General features: G+C 71.5%; 17 protein-coding genes. 16 read left to right on the top strand and 1 reads right to left on the bottom strand.

Annotated elements, in window-relative coordinates:
• The first annotated feature begins 8 nt into the window (after positions 1-8).
• The 10 genes from KF708C_RS14730 (at position 9) to KF708C_RS14685 (ending at position 11,368) form a co-directional block, all read left to right on the top strand.
• Positions 9-320, top strand: coding sequence for an EscU/YscU/HrcU family type III secretion system export apparatus switch protein (locus tag KF708C_RS14730; protein ID WP_059412393.1), 312 nt, complete (start codon positions 9-11; stop codon positions 318-320).
• A gap of 232 nt (positions 321-552) precedes the next feature.
• Complete coding sequence (locus KF708C_RS14725; protein WP_059412392.1) at positions 553-2,805, top strand: O-linked N-acetylglucosamine transferase, SPINDLY family protein; 2,253 nt, start codon at positions 553-555, stop codon at positions 2,803-2,805.
• A 3-nt stretch (positions 2,806-2,808) separates the two neighbouring features.
• Positions 2,809-5,034, top strand: a complete 2,226-nt coding sequence (locus tag KF708C_RS14720; protein WP_059412391.1) for an O-linked N-acetylglucosamine transferase, SPINDLY family protein — start codon at positions 2,809-2,811, stop codon at positions 5,032-5,034.
• On the top strand, positions 5,031-5,804 hold the full coding sequence (gene rfbF, locus KF708C_RS14715) for a glucose-1-phosphate cytidylyltransferase (RefSeq protein WP_059412390.1): 774 nt from the start codon (positions 5,031-5,033) through the stop codon (positions 5,802-5,804). The genes KF708C_RS14720 and rfbF overlap by 4 nt, the downstream gene beginning before the upstream one ends.
• Positions 5,805-5,845: 41 nt before the next feature.
• Positions 5,846-6,910 (top strand): CDP-glucose 4,6-dehydratase, encoded by a 1,065-nt coding sequence (rfbG, locus tag KF708C_RS14710; protein WP_059412608.1) that lies wholly within the window; start codon positions 5,846-5,848, stop codon positions 6,908-6,910.
• Positions 6,907-8,172, top strand: a complete 1,266-nt coding sequence (locus tag KF708C_RS14705) for a class I SAM-dependent methyltransferase (RefSeq protein WP_059412389.1) — start codon at positions 6,907-6,909, stop codon at positions 8,170-8,172. Before rfbG ends, KF708C_RS14705 begins: the two co-directional genes overlap by 4 nt.
• Positions 8,173-8,182: 10 nt before the next feature.
• A complete protein-coding gene (gene rfbC, locus KF708C_RS14700) occupies positions 8,183-8,728 on the top strand; it encodes a dTDP-4-dehydrorhamnose 3,5-epimerase (protein WP_059412388.1) in 546 nt (181 codons plus the stop codon).
• Positions 8,729-8,790: 62 nt separating this feature from the next.
• Positions 8,791-9,867: an FkbM family methyltransferase gene (locus tag KF708C_RS14695; RefSeq protein WP_059412387.1), complete on the top strand. Its 1,077-nt coding sequence runs from the start codon at positions 8,791-8,793 to the stop codon at positions 9,865-9,867.
• 5 nt (positions 9,868-9,872) lie between these two features.
• On the top strand, positions 9,873-10,724 hold the full coding sequence (locus KF708C_RS36425) for an NAD-dependent epimerase/dehydratase family protein (protein WP_197090360.1): 852 nt from the start codon (positions 9,873-9,875) through the stop codon (positions 10,722-10,724).
• On the top strand, positions 10,715-11,368 hold the full coding sequence (locus tag KF708C_RS14685; RefSeq protein ID WP_059412385.1) for a hypothetical protein: 654 nt from the start codon (positions 10,715-10,717) through the stop codon (positions 11,366-11,368). The genes KF708C_RS36425 and KF708C_RS14685 overlap by 10 nt, the downstream gene beginning before the upstream one ends.
• 149 nt (positions 11,369-11,517) lie before the next feature.
• Here the strand turns inward: KF708C_RS14685 and fliE are convergent, their stop codons facing one another.
• Positions 11,518-11,847: a flagellar hook-basal body complex protein FliE gene (fliE, locus tag KF708C_RS14680; RefSeq protein ID WP_059412384.1), complete on the bottom strand. Its 330-nt coding sequence runs from the start codon at positions 11,845-11,847 to the stop codon at positions 11,518-11,520.
• A 482-nt stretch (positions 11,848-12,329) separates the two neighbouring features.
• Between fliE and fliF the strand changes: the two genes are divergently transcribed.
• The 6 genes from fliF to KF708C_RS14650 are packed head-to-tail and all read left to right on the top strand — an operon-like array spanning position 12,330 to position 19,385.
• Positions 12,330-14,039, top strand: coding sequence for a flagellar basal-body MS-ring/collar protein FliF (fliF, locus tag KF708C_RS14675; RefSeq protein WP_059412383.1), 1,710 nt, complete (start codon positions 12,330-12,332; stop codon positions 14,037-14,039).
• On the top strand, positions 14,029-15,021 hold the full coding sequence (gene fliG, locus KF708C_RS14670; RefSeq protein WP_029044219.1) for a flagellar motor switch protein FliG: 993 nt from the start codon (positions 14,029-14,031) through the stop codon (positions 15,019-15,021). The genes fliF and fliG overlap by 11 nt, the downstream gene beginning before the upstream one ends.
• The gene (gene fliH / locus KF708C_RS14665; RefSeq protein ID WP_059412382.1) at positions 15,008-15,922 is read left to right on the top strand and encodes a flagellar assembly protein FliH; all 915 of its coding nucleotides are present in this window, start codon (positions 15,008-15,010) and stop codon (positions 15,920-15,922) included. Before fliG ends, fliH begins: the two co-directional genes overlap by 14 nt.
• On the top strand, positions 15,915-17,399 hold the full coding sequence (gene fliI / locus KF708C_RS14660) for a flagellar protein export ATPase FliI (protein WP_020205880.1): 1,485 nt from the start codon (positions 15,915-15,917) through the stop codon (positions 17,397-17,399). The genes fliH and fliI overlap by 8 nt, the downstream gene beginning before the upstream one ends.
• The gene (gene fliJ / locus KF708C_RS14655; RefSeq protein ID WP_029044218.1) at positions 17,392-17,847 is read left to right on the top strand and encodes a flagellar export protein FliJ; all 456 of its coding nucleotides are present in this window, start codon (positions 17,392-17,394) and stop codon (positions 17,845-17,847) included. Before fliI ends, fliJ begins: the two co-directional genes overlap by 8 nt.
• A gap of 17 nt (positions 17,848-17,864) precedes the next feature.
• On the top strand, positions 17,865-19,385 hold the full coding sequence (locus tag KF708C_RS14650) for a flagellar hook-length control protein FliK (RefSeq protein WP_059412381.1): 1,521 nt from the start codon (positions 17,865-17,867) through the stop codon (positions 19,383-19,385).
• Positions 19,386-19,513: the final 128 nt, after the last annotated feature.

The following is a 19,513-nucleotide window of genomic DNA, read 5'->3' as shown; positions in this document are numbered from 1 at the left end:
GCCAGCCCATGCCGCAGGACGACGCGCGCGGCAGCGCGGTCGCGCTGGCCTACGAAGAAGGCCGCGACGGCAGCCCGCGCGTGGTGGCCAAGGGCTACGGCGAGATCGCCGACGCCATCATCGCGCGCGCCCGCGAGAGCGGCGTGTACGTGCACAACTCCCCCGCGCTGGTGACGCTGCTGATGCAGGTCGACCTGGACTCGCACATCCCGCCGCAGTTGTACGTGGCCGTGGCCGAGCTGCTGGCCTGGCTGTACCAGCTCGAAAAGGCCGCCGCCGGCGAGGGCGCGGCCGGCGCGAAGCCGGCCCGCGGCGCCTGAGCCGCGCGCCGGCGCCCGATCCGGCACACCCCGGCCGCGAGCGCCCCCGGCGCGCCGCCAGCCACCGCCACGGGCCATGAATTGGCCCCGTTTTGGCCTTGTATTCCCGCCTCTGAAGAAAACGCCGCCCTGATACGGTTGAGGGCGTCGGATATTGTCATTTCTCCTGTACGCGCGAGGCGTCGTGGGCGATCGGAATGCCAGCTCCGGCATGCCTGGAAATCCACTCACGATGAAACGACCCCAGCACGCTCCCACCTTGCCGCCGCCGATCGCCAGGGCCCAGACGCTCTATGAGGCGGGGAAGTTCCGCGAATCCCTGGCGCAGGCCGACAAGGCCGAGAAGCTGCTGGGCCGGCAGGCCGAGATCCGCTACTGGCAGGCCGCGGCCTACCTGGGGCTGCATGACACCATCCGCGCCGGCGAGGTCATCGACCAGGCGCTGCGGGAATTCCCCGAGCACACGCGCCTGATGGCGCTCGGCGGCGCCATCGCCATGCGCAACGGCGACCACGCGCGCGCGCGCGCCTGGCTGGAGCGCTGCATCGAGCTGGCCCCGGGCCAGATCCACGGCTGGATCAACTACGGCGCCCTGCTGGCGGAACTGCGCGAGTACGCCGGCGCGCGCGACGCCGCGCAGAAGGCCCTCGCGCTCGATCCGCACGAGCCGGTGGCCTACGCCAACTACGCCAGCGCGCTCAAGGAAACCGGCGAGATGGACGCCGCCATCGTGGCCCTGCGCCGCGCGGTGCAACTGTCGCCGCGCGACGCCGCGATCCGCGCCAACCTGCTGTTCGTGATGCTGTTCGACCAGGCCACCACCGCGCAGGACCTGCTGCGCGAGGCCAAGGCCTTCGGCCGCCAGCTCGCCCCCCTGCTGCGCCCGCAGCCGGCGCGGCCGCAGCGCCCGGGCGCGCCGATCCGCCTCGGCCTGCTGTCGAACGACCTGCTGCGCCATGCCTGCGCCTATTTCATCCTGCCGCTGCTGGCCAACCTCGACCGCAGCCGCGTGGAAGTGGTGGCGCTGTCGCTGAACCCGGTCAGCGACCACGTCACCGACAAGATCCGCCTGAACGCCAACCGCTTCGTGCCGCTCGCGGGCATGTCGCGCGAGCAGCTCATCGACACCGTGCGCGCCGAGCAGCTCGACGTGCTGATGGACCTCGGCGGCCATACCGGCAATTCGCCGCTGCAGCACATGGCGCACGGCCTGGCGCCGGTGCAGATGACCTGGCTGGGCTACCCCGGCAGCACCGGCATGGAGGCCATCCGCTACCGCATCAGCGACTGGACCTGCGACCCGGCCGGCTTCGAGTCGCACTACACCGAGACGCTGCTGCGCGCGCCGCAAGTCTCCTACGTGTACGCGCCGCTGGTGCAGGACCCGCTGTCGGTCTACGCGCCCAAATACCGCGTGCGCGAGACGCCCGCGCTGCGCAACGGCTTCGTCACCTTCGGCTCGTGCAACAACCTCGGCAAGATCACCGCGCGCACGCTGGCCCTGTGGGCGGCGGTGCTGGCGCGCTGCCCGGGCAGCAGGCTGCTGCTGGAGCTGCGCGAGATCGACCAGGAATCGGTGCGCGCGCCGCTGCTCGCGCGCCTGGCGCAGGCCGGCATCGACCCGCAGCGCGTGACCTGCGTGCCGCGCGCCAGCGCCAACCAGTACCTGACCTACCACGACATCGACATCGTGCTGGACACCGCGCCGCTGACCGGCGGCACCACCACCTGCGACGCGCTGTGGATGGGCGTGCCGGTGGTCACGCTGGCCGGCAACGCCTACCACGCGCGCATCTCGGCCACGTTCCTCAAGGCGCTCGGCCTCGACGGGCTGATCTGCGCCGACAAGGACGCCTACGTCGACGCCGCCGCCACGCTGGCCGGCGACGTCGACGGGCTCAACGCGCTGCGCCTGGGCATCCGCCAGCGCTTCGAGCAAAGCCCGGTGGCCGACGGCGCCGGCTTCGCGCGCTGGCTCGAGACCGAACTGGCGGCGCTGGTCGACCCGCGGGGTCTGCGCGGTCCGGCGCCCGCCGCCCAGCACGACGGCATGTTCTTCGCCGGCGCCTGGCACGGCATGGGCGAGATCGTGGTGGCCATCGCCGGCCTGCTCGAGGCCGGGCGCTTCGGCGAGACCCGCAGCCTGCTGGAAAACCTGAGCGCCAAGTGGAGCAAGCACTGGCTGGTGCCCTACGTGCTGGCCGAGATGGAATACCGCGGCGGCAACAAGGAGGCCGCCATCGACCTGCTGATGGAAAGCGTCGGCCTGCGCGCCTACCACGTGCCGCTGTACCGCCTGCTGAGCGCGCGCATGGACGAATGCGGCTACGACAAGACCGTGCTGGCCGACTTCCTGCAGCAGCAGTTCGGCATGAGCCTGGACTATCTCGGGCAGCAGGCCGTGCCCACGGTGTTCGACGTGCTCGGCATCGAAGTCGTGCCGGCGCAGCCGTCCGCCACCACCACCGAACACGCGCCCGCCTGAGCCATGAAGAAAACCCTCGCCACCCCCAAGGCCAACCAGCACATCCAGAAGGCCGACGCGAGCTATTTCGCCGGCCGCTACCAGGAGGCGATCGAGCATGCGGCCAAGGCCCGCAAGCTCGACCCCGGACTGCCGCAGCCCTACTACTGGCTGGCCTTCGCGCACCTGGCGCAGCACCATGACGAAGAGGCCTACCAGTGGATCGCCAAGGGGCTGGCGGTGGCGCCGGACAACCCCGACCTGATGACCATGCGCGGGCGCATCCTGAACAAGATGGGCCGCCTGCAGGAAGCGCGCGAGCAGCTCGAGACCTGCGTGGCGCGGCACCCGCAGTCGCTGGGCGGCTGGGCCAACTACGCCATCGTCCTGCGCGTGCTCGGCCTGCACGCGCAGGCCCTCGAGGCCTCGGTCAAGGCGCTGGCGCTGGCGCCGGACAACGCCTCCGTGCTGGCCAACTACGCCAACGACCTGCGGGACACCGGCAACGCCGAGGAAGCCGTCGGCATCCTGCGCAAGGCTGCCCGGATCGAGCCCGAGAACCGCAGCATCCGCACCAACCTGCTGTTCCTGATGCTGTTCGGCGAACAGACCACCGCCGCCGACCTGCTGGCCGAGGCGCAGGGCTTCGCCCGCCTGCTGGCCGCCAAGCCGATCCCCGGCGCGGCGCGCACGCCCGCGCCGGCGGCCGGCGGCCGCATCCGCCTGGGCATCCTGTCCAACGACCTGTACCGCCACGCCTGCGCCTACTTCCTGGTGCCGTTCCTGGCCAACCTGGACCGCGCGCGCTTCGAGGTCGTGCTGCTCGGCCTGCACGCGTACCGCGACCAGATCACGCACAAGCTCGAGATCTATTCGGACCGCTTCGTGCAACTGGCCAACAAGAGCGACGCCGACGTCGTGCAGGCCGTGCGCGACGAACACCTCGACGCGCTGATCGACCTCGGCGGCTACACCGGCACGCCGCCGCTGCAATACATGGTCCACGGCCTGGCGCCGGTGCAGGTCACCTGGCTCGGCTACCCGGGCAGCACCGGCATCCCGGCCATCCACCACCGCGTCACCGACTGGACCGGCGACCCGGCCGGCTTCGAGGCGCACTACACCGAGAACCTGCTGCGCGCGCCGGTGTTCGCCGCCTACCAGCCGCTGGTGCACAGCCCGCTGCTGGCCTACCAGCCGCAATACCAGGTGCGCGAGACGCCCGCGCTGCGCAACGGCTTCATCACCTTCGGCTCGTGCAACAACCTCGGCAAGATCACCGGCCGCACCCTGCGCCTGTGGAGCGCGGTGCTGGCGCGCGTGCCCGGCAGCCGCCTGCTGGTGGAAGCCGCCGAGCTGGACAAGGACAGCGTGCGCGAGCCGCTGCTCGCGCGCATGGCGCAGGCCGGCATCGATCCGCAGCGCGTGACCTGCATCCCGCGCGAGGGCAAGAACCAGTACCTGACCTACCACGACATCGACATCGCGCTGGACACCTCGCCCGTGACCGGCGGCACCACCACCTGCGACACGCTGTGGATGGGCGTGCCGCTGGTGACGCTGGCCGGCCCGGCGTTCCACACGCGGGTGTCGGCGCCGTTCCTGCACGCGGTGGGGCTCGACGGCCTGATCTGCGAGACCGAGGCGGACTACGTGACGATGGCCGCGCAGCTGGCCGCCGACGCCGAACAGCTCAACGCCCTGCGCCTGAGCCTGCGCCACCGCTTCGAGAAAAGCGCGATCTTCGACGCGGCCGGCTTCACGCGCTGGTTCGAGGACCAGCTCGCGGAGCTGGTCGGCCGGCACCGCGACATCGGCCACCTGGCGCCGCGCGCGCAGGACGGCGTGTTCTGCGCCGGCGCCTGGCATCCGATGGAGCACCTCGTGCTGACCATCGGGATGCTGCTGGAAGAAGGCCGCCACATCGAGCTGAACAGCCTGCTGGAGAACATGTCGGCCAAGTGGAGCAAGCACTGGCTGATCGCCTTCGCGCTCGGCGAGATGGCGCAGCGCACCGGCGACCACGAGCGCGCGCTGGAACTGCTGATGGAAGCCGTCAACCTGCGCCCGTACCACCTGCCGCTGTACCGGCTGCTCAGCGCCCGCATGGAAGCGGGCGGGCACGACAAGACACCGCTGGCCGAGATCCTGCAGCAGCAGTTCGGCCTGGACCTGGCGCTGATCGACAGCCAGGGCCGTCCTTCCACCCACGAGATCCTGGGCATCCAGGTGTTGGAGAAAGCCGCATGAAAGCCGTCATCCTGGCGGGCGGGCTGGGTACCCGCATTTCCGAAGAGTCGCACCTGCGGCCCAAGCCCATGATCGAGGTCGGCGGCAAGCCGATCCTGTGGCACATCATGAAGATGTACGCCGCGCACGGCATCAACGACTTCGTCATCTGCCTGGGCTACAAGGGCTACGTCATCAAGGAGTACTTCGCCAACTACTTCCTGCACATGTCGGACGTGACCTTCGACATGTCGGAAAACCGCATGGACGTGCACTGCCGCAAGGCCGAGCCGTGGCGCGTGACGCTGGTCGACACCGGCGAGGAATCGCAGACCGGCGGGCGCCTGCGCCGCGTGCGCGACTATCTCACGCCGGGCGAGCCGTTCTGCTTCACCTACGGCGACGGCGTGTCCGACATCGACCTCACCGCCGAGATCGCCTTCCACCGCAACCACGGCCGCTGGGCCACGGTGGCCGCGGTGCAGCCGCCCGGGCGCTACGGCGCGCTGGAGCGCACCAGCGAGGGCATGGTGGCCGGCTTCGCCGAGAAGCCGCGCGGCGACGGCGCCTGGATCAACGGCGGCTTCTTCGTGCTGCAGCCCGAGGTGATCGACCTGATCGGCGACGACAAGACCAGCTGGGAACAAGGCCCGATGGAAGAGCTCGCCACGCGCGGGCACCTGCTGGCCTTCGAGCACCAGGGCTTCTGGCAGCCGATGGACACCCTGCGCGAGAAGAACATGCTCGAGCAGTTGTGGCAGTCGGGCGCGGCCCCGTGGAAGACGTGGTGAGCACGGCGGGCGCGATGAGCGCGATGAGCGCGGCGAACCCGATGGCGGACAGGCTCGGCCACTACGCGGGCCGCCGCGTCTTCCTGACCGGGCACACCGGCTTCAAGGGCGCCTGGCTGGCGCTGTGGCTGGCGCGCCTGGGCGCGCGCGTGAGCGGCTATGCGCTGCCGCCGGAGCAGCCGGCCGGCCTGTTTACCGCCGCGGGCGTGGCCGACACGCTGCACGGCCACCACCTGGCCGACATCCGCGAGGCCGATACGCTGGCCCGCGCGCTGCGGGACGCGCAGCCGGAAATCGTGTTCCACCTCGCGGCGCAGCCGCTGGTCGGCGCCGGCTACCGCGACCCGGTGGCCAACTGGGCCACCAACGTGATGGGCACCGTCAACCTGCTCGACGCCGTGCGCCAGTGCCCGGGCGTGCGCGCGGTGGTGGTGATCACCACCGACAAGTGCTACGACAACAAGGAGTGGGTCTGGGGCTACCGCGAGACCGACCCGCTCGGCGGCCACGACCCCTACAGCGCCAGCAAGGCCGCGGCCGAGCTGGTCGCCGCCAGCTACCGCAATGCCTTCCTGGCCGAGCGCGGCGTGCTGGTGGCCACCGCGCGCGCCGGCAACGTGATCGGCGGCGGCGACTGGGCGGACAACCGCCTGGTGCCCGACGCCGCGCGCGCGGCCGCCGCCGGCGGCGTGCTGGAGATCCGCAACCCGCACGCCACGCGCCCGTGGCAGCACGTGCTGGAGGCGCTGCACGGCTACCTGCTGCTGGGCGCGCGGCTAATGGGCGGCGAGCCGGCCCTCGCGCGGGCCTTCAACTTCGGCCCGCAGGCATCGGGCAACCTGGCCGTGGGCGCGGTGCTGACCGCGCTCGAACGGCACTGGCCCGAACTGCGCTGGCAACTGGCCGACACCGGCGCCGGCGCGCCGCACGAAGCGCGCAACCTGCACCTGGACTCGTCCCTGGCCAGGGACATGCTCGGCTGGCAGCCGCGCTGGGCGCTCGACCAGGCGCTGGCCGCCACCGCCCACTGGTATCGCGCCGTGCAGGCGGACCCCGCCGCGGCCCGCGCCGTGACCGAACGACAAATCGATCAATTCCGCGTATGACAGACGCTGTCCAAGCCAACCACGCCGCCACGCAGGCGCCCTGCCGCGCCTGCGGCGCGCCGCTGGCGCAAACCGTGGTCGACCTCGGCCTCTCGCCGGTCTCCAACGCCTTCATCAAGGCCGGCGACGCGGCCCGCGCCGAGACCTTCTACCCGCTGCACGCGATGGTGTGCGAGCACTGCTGGCTGGTCCAGCTGCGCGACGCCACGCCGGCAGAAACCCATTTCCACGACGACTACGTGTATTTCTCCTCGTATTCGTCGTCCTGGCTCGAGCACGCGCGCCGCTACGTCGGCGCCATGACCGCGCGCTTCGGCCTCGGCGCCGGCAGCCGCGTGATGGAGCTGGCCAGCAACGACGGCTACCTGCTGCAGTATTTCGTGCAGGCCGGCGTGCCGTGCCTGGGCGTGGAGCCCACCGCCAACACCGCCGCCGCCGCGCGCGCCAGGGGCGTGGACAGCCGCGAGCTGTTCTTCGGCACGGCCAGCGCGCGCGCCCTGCGCGAGGAAGGCTGGCAGGTCGACCTGCTGCTGGGCAACAACGTGCTGGCGCACGTGCCGGACATCAACGACTTCGTCGGCGGCATGCCGGTGGTGCTCAAGCCGCAGGGCGTGATCACGCTGGAATTTCCGCACCTGCTGCGCCTGATCGAGCAGAACCAGTTCGACACGCTGTACCACGAGCACTACTCCTACCTGTCGCTGGCGGCGCTGCAGCCCGTCTTCGCCCGGGCCGGCCTGCGCGTGTTCGACGTCGAGCACCTGCCCACCCACGGCGGCAGCCTGCGCGTGTTCGCCTGCCACGCGGGCGCGGCCCACGCCGCCACGCCGGCGGTCGCCGCCGCGCTGGCCGAGGAGCACGCCGCCGGCCTGACCAGCACGGCGCTCTACGCGGGCTTCGCCGAGCGCGTGCGCAAGGCCAAGCGCGACCTGCTGTCCTTCCTGATCGAGGCGCGCAACGCCGGCAGGCGCATTGCCGCCTACGGCGCCGCGGCCAAGGGCAACACGCTGCTCAACTACTGCGGCGCGGGCACCGACTTCATCGACTACGTGGTGGACCGCAACCCCACCAAGCAGGGCCGCCTGCTGCCCGGCACGCGCATCCCGGTGGTGGCGCCCGAGCACGTCTTCGGCGACCGCCCCGACTACCTGCTGATCCTGCCGTGGAACATCAAGGACGAGGTGATGGCGCAGATGGCCGGCATCCGCGAGTGGGGCGGGCGCTTCGTGGTGGCCATCCCGGAAACCGCGGTGCTGCCATGACGGAGCTGCCATGATCTTCACGCCGACTCCCATCGAGGGCGCCTGGCTGGTGGACCCGGAGCCGCTCGCCGACGAGCGCGGCTTCTTCGCCCGCACCGTGTGCGTGGACGCCTTCGCCGAGCGCGGGCTCAACGGCCGCTTCGTGCAGCAGAGCGTGTCGCGCAACACGCGCGCGGGCATCGTGCGCGGCATGCACCTGCAATACGAGCCCGCCGGCGAGGACAAGCTGGTGCGCGTCACCACCGGCGCGGTGTTCGACGCGCTGCTGGACCTGCGGCCCTATTCGGCCAGCTACCGCCAGTGGTTCTCGGTGGAGCTGTCGGCGCACAACCAGCGCGCGCTCTACATCCCGCGCGGCGTGGCGCACGGTTTCCAGACCCTGACCGAGCTGTCCGAGGTCTTCTACCAGATGACCGTGCCGTTCGCGCCCGCGCACAGCGGCGGCGTGCGCTGGGACGACCCGGAGACCGGCATCGCCTGGCCGCCGTGCGCGTCCCGGCTCGTCTCCGCCAAGGACATGGCGCTGCCTCGCCTGGCGGCGGCCCGCGCGTACTGAACCCTCATCCACACCGCATTCAACCGGTCACCGACCAACAAGCCAAACTTCGGAGCCAATCCATGAGTACCGACACCTTGCAGAAACTGTCCCAAGCCCTGCGCGAAGTTGGCAACAGCGAGGCCGCGCGCGACCGGCTGGTCGCCCTGTGCAAGTCCATCGAGGCCGACCTGTCCGGCTACGCGGGCAGCGTGCGCGACGACATCACCGGCCCCATCGTCGACGCCATGTACGACGACGACTCGCGCCTGCGCAAGACGCTGGCCGACGGCACCGTGTTCGAATTCCTCTACCGCACCAAGATCGCGCGCGACTTCCTCATGAGCACGCCGGCGCAGCCGGACCACGTGTGGGAGCCGCAGACCACCAAGCTGCTGGTCAAGCTGTGCCAGCGCGGCGGCAACGCGGTGGTGGGCGGCGCCTACTTCGGCGACCAGGTGATCCTGATGGCCCGGCAGCTGGCCGCCGCCGGCGGCACCTGCCACGCCTTCGAGCCCAACGCCGACCAGCTCGGCATGCTGCGCAACAACGCGAAGCTCAACGCGGTGGAGAACATCAAGAGCTGGCGCCTGGGCCTGTGGTCCGACAGCAGCACGCAACTGCGCCTGGTCGGCAACGACTCGTTCGCCCACGCCGAGCGCGCCGAGGCCAGCACGGCCACCGACGACAGCAGCTTCGCCACCATCACCATCGACGACTACTGCGCGCAGCAGAAGCTCGACAAGCTCAGCCTCATCATGCTGGACATCGAGGGCGCCGAGCTCGACGTGTTCAAGGGCGCGAAGAACCAGTTGTCGCGCCCGGCCCCGGACGCGCCCAACATCGTGTTCGAGGTGCACCGCCACTACGTGGACTGGAGCAACGGCCTGGAAAACGCCGAGATCATCCGCATGCTGCAAGGCTTCGGCTACAGCGTGTTCGCGGTGCGCGACTTCAACTCCAACGTGGACATGTCCGGCCGCCCGATCGAGCTGATCCCGGTCGACGAGGTCTACCTGGAAGGCCCGGCGCACGGCTTCAACATGGTCGCGGTCAAGGACCCGGCGCTGCTGCAGGGCGCGGACTTCTCGGTCTGCCACCACGTCAGCCCCAAGCTGCTGTGGCACCGCGACCCGGCGCTGCACCACCCGCTGTCGTGAGCGGCGTGAGCAACGACGTGAGCGCCTCCACACCCGGCGGCCCCGCCGCGCCGTGCACCGTGATCGGCGGAGCCGGCTTCGTCGGCCAGCGCCTGGTGCGCGCGCTGCGCCACGCCGGGCATGAAGTCTACGTGCCGCGCCGCGACGACGCCGGCCTGTTCGAGCGCGACCTCGGCCGTGTGTTCTACTGCGCGGGCCTGACCGCCGATTTCGCCGCGCGCCCGTTCGACACGGTGGAAGCCCACGTCGGCCTGCTGGCGGCGCTGCTGCGCGCGGGCCGCTGGGACCACCTGATCTACCTGTCCTCGACCCGCCTGTACGACAGTTCCGCGCTGCCGGTGGGCGACGAAGCCGGCGCGCTCACGCTGCAGCCGGCCAACCCGCGCCACCTCTACGACCTGTCCAAGGCGCTGGGCGAGAACCTGTGCCTCACGCTGGCACCGCGGCGCACCGCCGTGGCGCGCCTGTCGTGCGTGTTCGACTGGTGCGCCGGCGCGCCGGGCTTCCTCTCGGAATGGCTGCAGCGCGCCGCCGCTGAGCGCGCGTTCCGCCTCGACAGCGACGCCGCCTTCGTGCGCGACTACATCCATCTCGACGACGTGGTCCAGGCGCTGGCCGCCATGTCCGCGCAGGGCGCGCAAGGCATCTTCAACGTGGCCAGCGGCGCCAACGTCTCCAACGGCGAACTGGCCGAAGTGTTCAACCGCGCCGGCTGGCAGGTCGAGCTGGCCCGCGCCACCCGGCCCCAGCCGGCCGCGGTGTGCAGCGTGGCGCGCCTGCGCGCGCTCGGCGTGGCGCCGCGCGACGTGCGCGACGTAGTGGCCGCTCACCTGCAAGGAATCCGAACGTGGAACTGATCGACCAGACCCCGCAGAGCCTGGCGGCCTATACCTGCGCCCAGGTGGCCGCGCTGGTGCCGGACGGCAAGGCCGACGCCCTGCTGCCCGTGATCGCCCGCCACCAGCCCGAAGCGCTGGCCCGGCTCGAGCGCTGCATCGCCGCCGTGCGCATGTGGCAGCCCGGGCGCTTCAACTACCTGCATTCGAGCCAGTACTGCCAGTATCTCTATTACCTGGCCAACACCATCTGGCGCAACGAAGGCAACGCGCAGGCCTGCACGCGGCTGTTCCTGCTGAACAAGGCGCTCAACGGCATCGACATGTTCTACGAGGTCGAGCTGCCGGAAGTCTTCTTCATCGGCCACTCGGTCGGCATCGTGCTGGCAAAGGCGACCTACGGCAATTATCTGGTGCTGTACCAGAACTCCACGGTCGGCAAGAACCACGGCGTGGCGCCGGTGATCGGCGACGGCGTGGTGATGTATCCCAACACCGCCATCATCGGCCGCAGCCACGTGGGCGACGGCTCGGTCATCGCCCAGGGCGTGAGCGTGGTCAACCGCGACACGCCCGGGCATTGCCTCGTGTATGCCGGGCACGGCGGCGATCTGGTGTGCAAGCCGGCCCGCGAGCCGGGCGCGGCGGAGTATTTCCGGATATAAGGCAAAGGCAGCGGCGCCGGGAAATCCGGCACGGCGGCATTCGCCAGCCCCCGCCCAAAAAACGCGAAAACCCCCGCCCGCGCCCGCGAACGGAGGTCTTCTTCCGGCAAACGAACCATCTAGGACCGGCGCCGCCGGCCCGGCGGCCGTTACACCGTCATGCTCATGATTTCCTGGTAGGCGCCGGCCAGCCGGTTGCGCACCTGCACGGCGGTCTGGAACGACACGTTGGCCTTCTGCATGTCGATCATCACGTCGTTGAGCGACACGCCGGGCTTGCCCAGCTCGAAGGCGTCGGCCTGGCCGTAGGCGTGTTCCTGCACGGCGCTGACGCGCGCCAGCGAGCGCTGCAGTTCGCTGGCGAAGCTGCCCGGGCCGGCGGCCGCGGCCGTGGTGGCCTGGCTTTGCGTGCCGGTGGCGCTCTGGGCCAGCCCGCGCAACTGCTGCAGCATGCCTTCGATGGAAGAGATGGTAGTCATGGCGATCCGCTCGGAACCCGCCGCGCCCGCTCGGGGCAAGCCGGTCCCGCAAAGAGTCAAGTCGTTGAACATGGCGCCGGACCCTCCCCGCGCCGCTGCCGGCAAATCCGCCGGGGTGCGCGCGCATGCCGCAAGACCGCATCCGCGCACGCCACCTGTGCCAGCCCCCGAAGCGTACCTGCCCCGCCGGGCGGCCCATTGCGGGAAATCGGGTGGAAAACGAGGCTTATTCCCGTGATTGTCGGCGCCGCGCCTGGACGATGATCGATACCGTGCCGGATCTGGGGCGCTGCCGCGTTGCCGCGCCCGCTCCGGGACCCGAATCTTGATCAACTATCGCGGGGAGTACGCGTGTTTTGTCAGCAGCGTGATCTTAGCCATGCCGTAGCCGGGATGCTCCAGGCCAGCCGGGGTGGACAGGGCAGCCAGAGCGCCGCCCGCCATCCGGCCCTGCCCATCCTGGCCATGACCGGGGCGCGCGCATGAACGCCGTGGCCGCCCTGTCGGGCAAATCCGAGCTGTTCGAGCGCCTCAAGGCCAATCCGCGCCTGCCCATGATGCTGGGTGCCGCGGCGCTTGCCGCGGCCATCGCGGTGGGCGTGCTGTGGTCGCGCGCGCCGGACTACAAGGTGCTCTACAGCAACCTGTCCGAGCGCGACGGCGGTGCCGTCATCGCCTCCCTGCAGCAGATGAACGTGCCGTACAAGTTCGCCGAGGGCGGCGGTGCGGTCATGGTGCCGTCCGACAAGGTCCACGAGACCCGCCTGCGCCTGGCTTCCCAGGGCCTGCCCAAGAGCGGCACCACCGGCATGGAGCTGATGGACTCGCAGAAGTTCGGCATCAGCCAGTTCGCCGAGCAGGTCAACTACCAGCGCGGCCTGGAAGGCGAGCTGGCGCGCTCGATCGAGTCGATCGGCGCGGTGCAGTCCGCGCGCGTGCACCTGGCCATCCCCAAGCCCACGCTGTTCGTGCGCGAGCGCCAGAAGCCGACCGCCTCGGTGATACTGCAGCTCTACCCGGGCCGCGCCATCGACGACGGCCAGGTCGCGGCGATCAGCTACCTGGTGTCGTCCAGCGTGCCGGAACTCACGCCCAAGTCGATCTCCATCGTCGACCAGCACGGCAACCTGCTGTCGGGCAACGGCACCAACGAGCGCATGCTCGACGCCAGCCAGATCAAGTACGTGCAGGCGCTGGAGCGCAACTACGCGCAGCGCGTGGAAGCCATCCTGGCGCCGCTGGTCGGCCAGGACAACGTCAAGGCGCAGGTCACGGCCGACGTGGACTTCGCCATCGTCGAGCACACCGACGAGTCATTCAAGCCCAACCAGGACCCGACCCGCGCGGCCATCCGCAGCCAGCAGTCGAGCGAATCGAGCCAGCAGGGCGCCGCGCCCGTCGGCGGCGTGCCCGGCGCGCTGTCCAACCAGCCGCCCGCGCCCGCCACCGCGCCGATCGCCACGGCCCAGCCGCCGCGCCCCGGCCAGCCCAACCAGCCGGGCCAGCAGCCCGGCCAGCAAGGCCAGGCCGGGCAGCCGGCGCAGACCGGCGCCACCAGCACGGCCCAGACCGGCCCGAGCAGCAACCGCAAGGACTCCACCACCAACTACGAGCTCGACCGCACCGTGCGCCACGTGCAGCAGGCCCCGGGCGGCGTGAAGCGCCTGTCGGTGGCGGTGGTGGTCAACTACCGCCAGAAGGCCGGCGCCAACGGCAAGATGGTGGCCGAGGCGCTGCCCGCCACGCAGCTCACCCAGATCGAGAACCTGACCAAGGAAGCGATGGGCTTCTCCGCCGAGCGCGGCGACTCGCTCAACGTGGTCAACAGCCCGTTTACCGCCGAGGTCGACATCAAGCCCGAACTGCCGCTGTGGAAGCAGCCGGACATGATCGCGCTGGCCAAGACCGTGGCCGGCTACCTGATGCTGGCCCTGCTGGCCGCGTTCGTGTGGTTCAAGATCGCCCGCCCGGTGCTGCGCAAGTACACCGCGCCGCCGCTGCCGCCGCCACAGGAGAAGACCGCCGAAGAGCAGGCCGTGCTGCTGCCCGCCGAAGAGCCGTCCAATCCGGAAGTCCTGCGGCTTGCCGCCAAATACGAAAGCGATCTCGCCCTGGTGCGCGACGCTGCGCAGCGCGACCCGCGCCTGGTCGCCAGCGTGATCAAGAACTGGATGTCCAAAGATGAACGATGAAGGGTTGCAGAAGAGCGCCATCCTGATGATGTCGCTCGGGGAAGACGCCGCGGCCGAGGTCTTCAAGCATCTCGGACCGCCGCAGGTGCAGGCCCTGGGCCAGGCGATGGCGGCGCTCACCTCGGTGACGCGCGAGCAGATGGCCGAGGTGCTGGCCGAGTTCCGCTCCGAGACCGAGCAGTACATGGCGCTGGACGTGGACTCGAGCACCTTCATCCGCAGCGTGCTGAACAAGGCGCTGGGCGAGGAACGCGCGCTGTCGGTGATCGAGGACATCCTGGAATCGCGCGACCCGGGCAGCGGCATCGACTCGCTGAACTGGATGGATTCCACCTCGGTGGCCGAGCTGATCCGCGACGAGCATCCGCAGATCATCGCCACCATCCTGATCCACCTGGACCGCCAGAAGTCGTCCGAGATCCTCGGCATGTTCACGGACCGCCTGCGCAACGACGTGATCCTGCGCATCGCCACCTTCGGCGGCGTGCAGCCGGGCGCGCTGCAGGAGCTGACCGACGTGCTGACCAAGCTGCTGGCGGGCCAGAGCCTCAAGCGCAGCCGCATGGGCGGCGTGCGCACCGCGGCCGAGATCATCAACCTGATGAGCACGGCCCACGAGGAAGCGGTCATCGAAGGCGTGCGCCTGCACGACGGCGACCTCGCCCAGAAGATCATCGACGAGATGTTCCTGTTCGAGAACCTGATGGAAGTGGACGACCGCGGCATCCAGCGCGTGCTCAAGGAAGTGGCCACCGAATCGCTCATCGTCGCGCTCAAGGGCGCGCCGGTGGAACTGCGCGACAAGTTCATCCGCAACATGTCTACCCGCGCCGGCGAAATGCTGCGCGAAGACCTCGAGGCGCTGGGCCCGGTACGGGTCTCGCAGGTCGAGGCCGAACAGAAGAACATCCTCCAGGTGGTGCGCCGCCTGGCCGAAGCCGGCGAAGTTGTAATCGGTGGTGGCGACGATGCCTACGTCTGAACGTGCCCTCGGCCAGTTCCGCGGTTATGCCGCGGACCCGGCCTACACGAATGCCCGCGGCGACCGCCAGGGCAACAGCGGCAACAGCGGTGGCGGCGACGGCGGCGATGGCCGCCGCGCGGGCGGCCGCGGCGGCCCGCGCCAGAATGGCCAGGGCAATCAAGGCGGCCAGGGCGGCCAGGGCGGCCAGAACGAATTCACCAGCTTCGCCCCGCCGGGCGGCCGCACCCCGCAGAAAAGCGGCTGGCAGCGCTGGCAGATGGTGTCGCTCGACCCGCGCGACGCCGAGCCGGAGCCGTCGGCGTTCATGCCGTTCGAGCCGGCCCCGCCCCCGATCGACTTCGCCGCGCTCGACGCCATGCGCGAAGGCGCGCGCAAGGAGGGCTACGCCCAGGGTTATACCCAGGGCCAGACCCAGGGCTACGGCGACGGCCACCGCGAGGGTTATGCGCGCGGCCTGGAAAGCGCGCGCGCCGAAGCCGGCCGCCTGCAGGAGCTGGCCGCCACCTTCAGCCACGCGCTCGGCCGCGTGGACGAGGAAGTGGCCCAGACCCTGATCGCGCTGGCGCTCGACGTGGCGCGCCAGCTGGTGCAGCAGACCGTGGCGGCCGATCCCGCGGTGCTGCTGCCGGCCGTGCGCGAGCTGCTGGCCGCCGAGCCGGCGCTGTCCGGCTCGCCCTGCCTGCTGCTCAACCCCGAAGACGTGGCGCTGGTGGAAACCCACCTGGCCGGCGAGCTCGAAGCCGCCGGCTGGAACGTGCGCGCCGAACCCGCGGTGGCGCGGGGCGGCTGCGTGGCCAGCGCCGCCAGCGGCGAACTCGACGCCACGCTGTCCACGCGCTGGAACCGCGTGGTCAAGGCGCTCGGCCGCGACGACCCGTGGGAGCCGCCCCATGCCTGACAACAGCGCGGCCAAGCCCGACCACGCCGCGCCGGCGCCTGCCGCGCCCGCGCTGCCCGGCCTGCACGGCCAGCGCTGGCGCGACGCGCTGGCCAGCGCCTCGGCCGGCCTCGCTGAACTCGACAGCAAGCGCAGCTGCGGCCGCCTGACGCGCGCCGCCGGCCTGGTGCTGGAGGCCGTGGGCCTGCGCATGCCGGTCGGCAGCGACTGCCTGATCGAGCTGCCCGGCGGCCAGTCGCCCGGCGGCAAGGGCACCGGCCCGCGCATGGCCGAGGCCGAAGTGGTCGGCTTCGGCGCCGACCGCCTCTACCTGATGCCGCAGTCCGACGTGGTCGGCCTGGTGCCCGGCGCGCGCGTGTACCCGCTCGAACCCACGCCGCGCCCCAGCGGCGACGCCGCCCCGCGCGAGCCCGGCTCCAAGCGCCTGCCGGTCGGCGAAGGGCTGCTGGGCCGCGTGCTCGACGCCGCCGGCCGCCCGCTCGACGGGCTCGGCCCCATCAGCGCCGCCACCGAGGTCACGCTCGGCGGCACCCAGATCAACCCGCTCGAGCGCGCCCCGATCGAGACCGTGCTGGACGTGGGCGTGCGCGCCATCAACGGCATGCTCACGGTCGGCCGCGGCCAGCGCATGGGCCTGTTCGCCGGCTCCGGCGTGGGCAAGAGCGTGCTGCTGGGCATGATGGCGCGCTACACCAGCGCCGAGGTCATCGTGGTCGGCCTGATCGGCGAGCGCGGCCGCGAAGTGAAGGACTTCATCGAGAACATCCTCGGCGAGGACGGCCGCCGGCGCTCGGTGGTGGTGGCGGCGCCCGCCGACACCTCGCCGCTGCTGCGCATGCAGGGCGCCGCCTACGCCACGCGCCTGGCCGAGTATTTCCGCGACCAGGGCCGCCACGTGCTGCTCATCATGGACTCGCTCACGCGCTACGCGATGGCCCAGCGCGAGATCGCCCTGGCCATCGGCGAGCCGCCCGCCACCAAGGGCTATCCGCCCTCGGTGTTCGCCAAGCTGCCCACGCTGGTGGAGCGCACCGGCAACGGCCCCGAAGGCGGCGGCTCGATCACCGCGTTCTACACGGTGCTGACCGAGGGCGACGACCAGCAGGACCCGATCGCCGACTCCGCGCGCGCCATTCTCGACGGCCACATCGTGCTCTCGCGCAGCCTGGCCGAGTCGGGCCACTATCCGGCCATCGACGTGGAAGCCTCCATCAGCCGCGCCATGACGGCGCTGGTCGAGCCGATGCAGTTCGCCTCGGTGCGGCGCTTCAAGCAGCTGATGTCGCGCTACCAGCGCAACCGCGACCTGATCAGCGTGGGCGCCTACGTGCCCGGCAACGATCCGGAACTGGACCTCGCCATCCACCTGCACCCGCAGATGGAAGCGTTCCTCCAGCAGGACATCCACGAGCGCGCCGGCTACGACGCCTCGATCGGCCAGCTGCACGGCATCTTCCAACGGAGCGAACATGGCTAAGCCATCTGCATTGAATACCTTGGCCGACCTGGCCCAGAACGATACGGATGCGGCCGCGCGCGAGCTGGGCCGGCTGCAGGGCCTGCGCAACCAGGCCGAGCAGCAGCTTGCCGCGCTCACCCAGTACCGGCAGGAATACCGCGAGCGCATGCAGGCCATCGCCCAGGACGGCATGACCTCCACGCGCTGGCAGGACTTCGCCCAGTTCCTGGCCTCGCTCGACACCGCCATCCGCCAGCAGACCGAGGCGCTCGCGCGCGCCGAGGCGCAGCTGCTGGCCGGGCGCGCCAACTGGCAGCAGCAGAAGCGCCGCCAGAACTCGTTCGACACCCTCATCACCCGCGCCGAGACGCGCGAGCAGCAAGCCCTCTCGCGCCGCGAGCAGCGCGACACCGACGAATACGCCGCGCGCGCCGCCCGCCTGCAAGTCGCCGACCGCCACCGCTAAGCCGCCAGACACCGACCATGATCGATATCACCCAGATTGTCAGCAACACCGCCAGCAGCGCGGCCGCCTCGCGCAGCGCCGGCAGCACCGACGCCGCGCAGCAGGGCTTCGGCGACGCGCTGGCGCGCGCGCGCGACGACGGCAATGCCAATGGCGCCAAGAATGCCGGCAACAGCGGCAACGCCGGCAGCCAGGCCGCCGCCCCGGCACAGGACACGCAGAACACGCAGAACGCCCAGAACGGCAACGCCGCGCAGAACAGCGCCGCCCAGGGCACGCAAGGCAATACGGTGGCCGGCAAGCCCGCGCGGCCGGGCGGCAAGGACGGCGCCAGGAACGGCGGCAAGGATGGCGACAAGGACGGCGAAGCGGCCGACGCGCAGGCCGTGAACCCGGCCGCCCAGGCCGCCGCCGCCGCGCTGGCCGTGCTGCTGCCGGCGCAACCGGCCCAGCCCGCCGCGCCGGCCACGGCCGGCGACGGCGCCCTGCCCGGCGTGGCCGCGGCCGCCCTCGGCGGGCAGGCCGGCCTGCCCGGCCTGAAGGACCCCACGCTGCCGTCGGCCGCCGCCGCCGGCACTGCCGCGGCCGACGCCGCGGCGGCGGCCTCGAGCGCCGCCGACACGCTGGCCACCATCGCGTCCCAGCGCGCCGCGCTGCAGCCCGTGCCGCAGCACACCGCCGCCACACAGGCCGCCGACCGGCCCGCCACCGCCGCCACGGCCGATGCCGCCAAGGCCGGCCCCGACCTGGCCGCCAGCCTCAAGACCGCCATCGCCGGCCAGCAAGGCGGCGGCGCCAGTGGCGGCGGCCAGTCCGCCGGCCAGCAGGGCACCGCCGGCCAGCAGCACAAGGCGCCGCTCCAGCCTGGCGAAGCCACCGGCGCCAGGAACCCGCTGGCGCCCGCCGCCGACACCGCCGCGGCCGCCGCCCCGACCAGCGCGTCGCAGTTCGCCGCCGCCCTGCGCGCGGCCGAGCCCGCCGCCACCGAGGCGGCTCCCGCCGACACGGCGGCCAGCACCCTGGCCGCCGCCGGCACGATGGCCGCCGGCCCCGCGCCGACCAGCAGCGGCCTGTCGCCCGCGACCTCGCTGCCGGTGGCGCCGCCGGTCGGCGACGGCCAGTGGCCGCAGGCGCTCAGCCAGCAGATGGTGCGCCTGTCGACGCAAGGCAACCACACCGCCGAGCTGCAGCTCAACCCGCCCGACCTCGGCCCGCTCAAGGTCGTGCTCAGCGTGGTCAACGACCAGGCGCAGGCGCAGTTCGTCTCCCCGCACGCCGCCGTGCGCGCGGCGGTGGAAGCCGCGCTGCCGCACCTGCGCAGCGCGATGGCCGACAGCGGCATCCAGCTCGGCCAGGCCTCGGTCGGCGCCGACAGCTTTGCCGGCCAGCCCGGCAGCGGCCAGCCGCAGCAGCAGCGCCAGCCCGGTAGCCAGCAGACCGCCTTCGGCGCGCCGGCGGGCAGCCAGCCGGCCCCGGCCGGCGCCGTTGCCGCGCCCGCGCGCACCCTGGCCCGCGGCGAGGTCGACACCTTCGCGTGATCCCGGCCGCGCACGGCGGGCCGGCGCGCACCAGCGCCCCGCCCGCCGGCGGCCATCGCGGACCACGCGCGCCGTCGCGCGCCAGCGCGCGCCATCGCGCCTACCATGTGGTTTGAGCGCAGGCCCGC

The sequence above is a fragment of the Cupriavidus basilensis genome, from assembly GCF_000876015.1.
GTDB lineage: Bacteria > Pseudomonadota > Gammaproteobacteria > Burkholderiales > Burkholderiaceae > Cupriavidus > Cupriavidus basilensis_B.
Note: the sequence above shows the minus strand (reverse complement) of the source record. Positions and strands in the feature narration are given on the sequence as shown.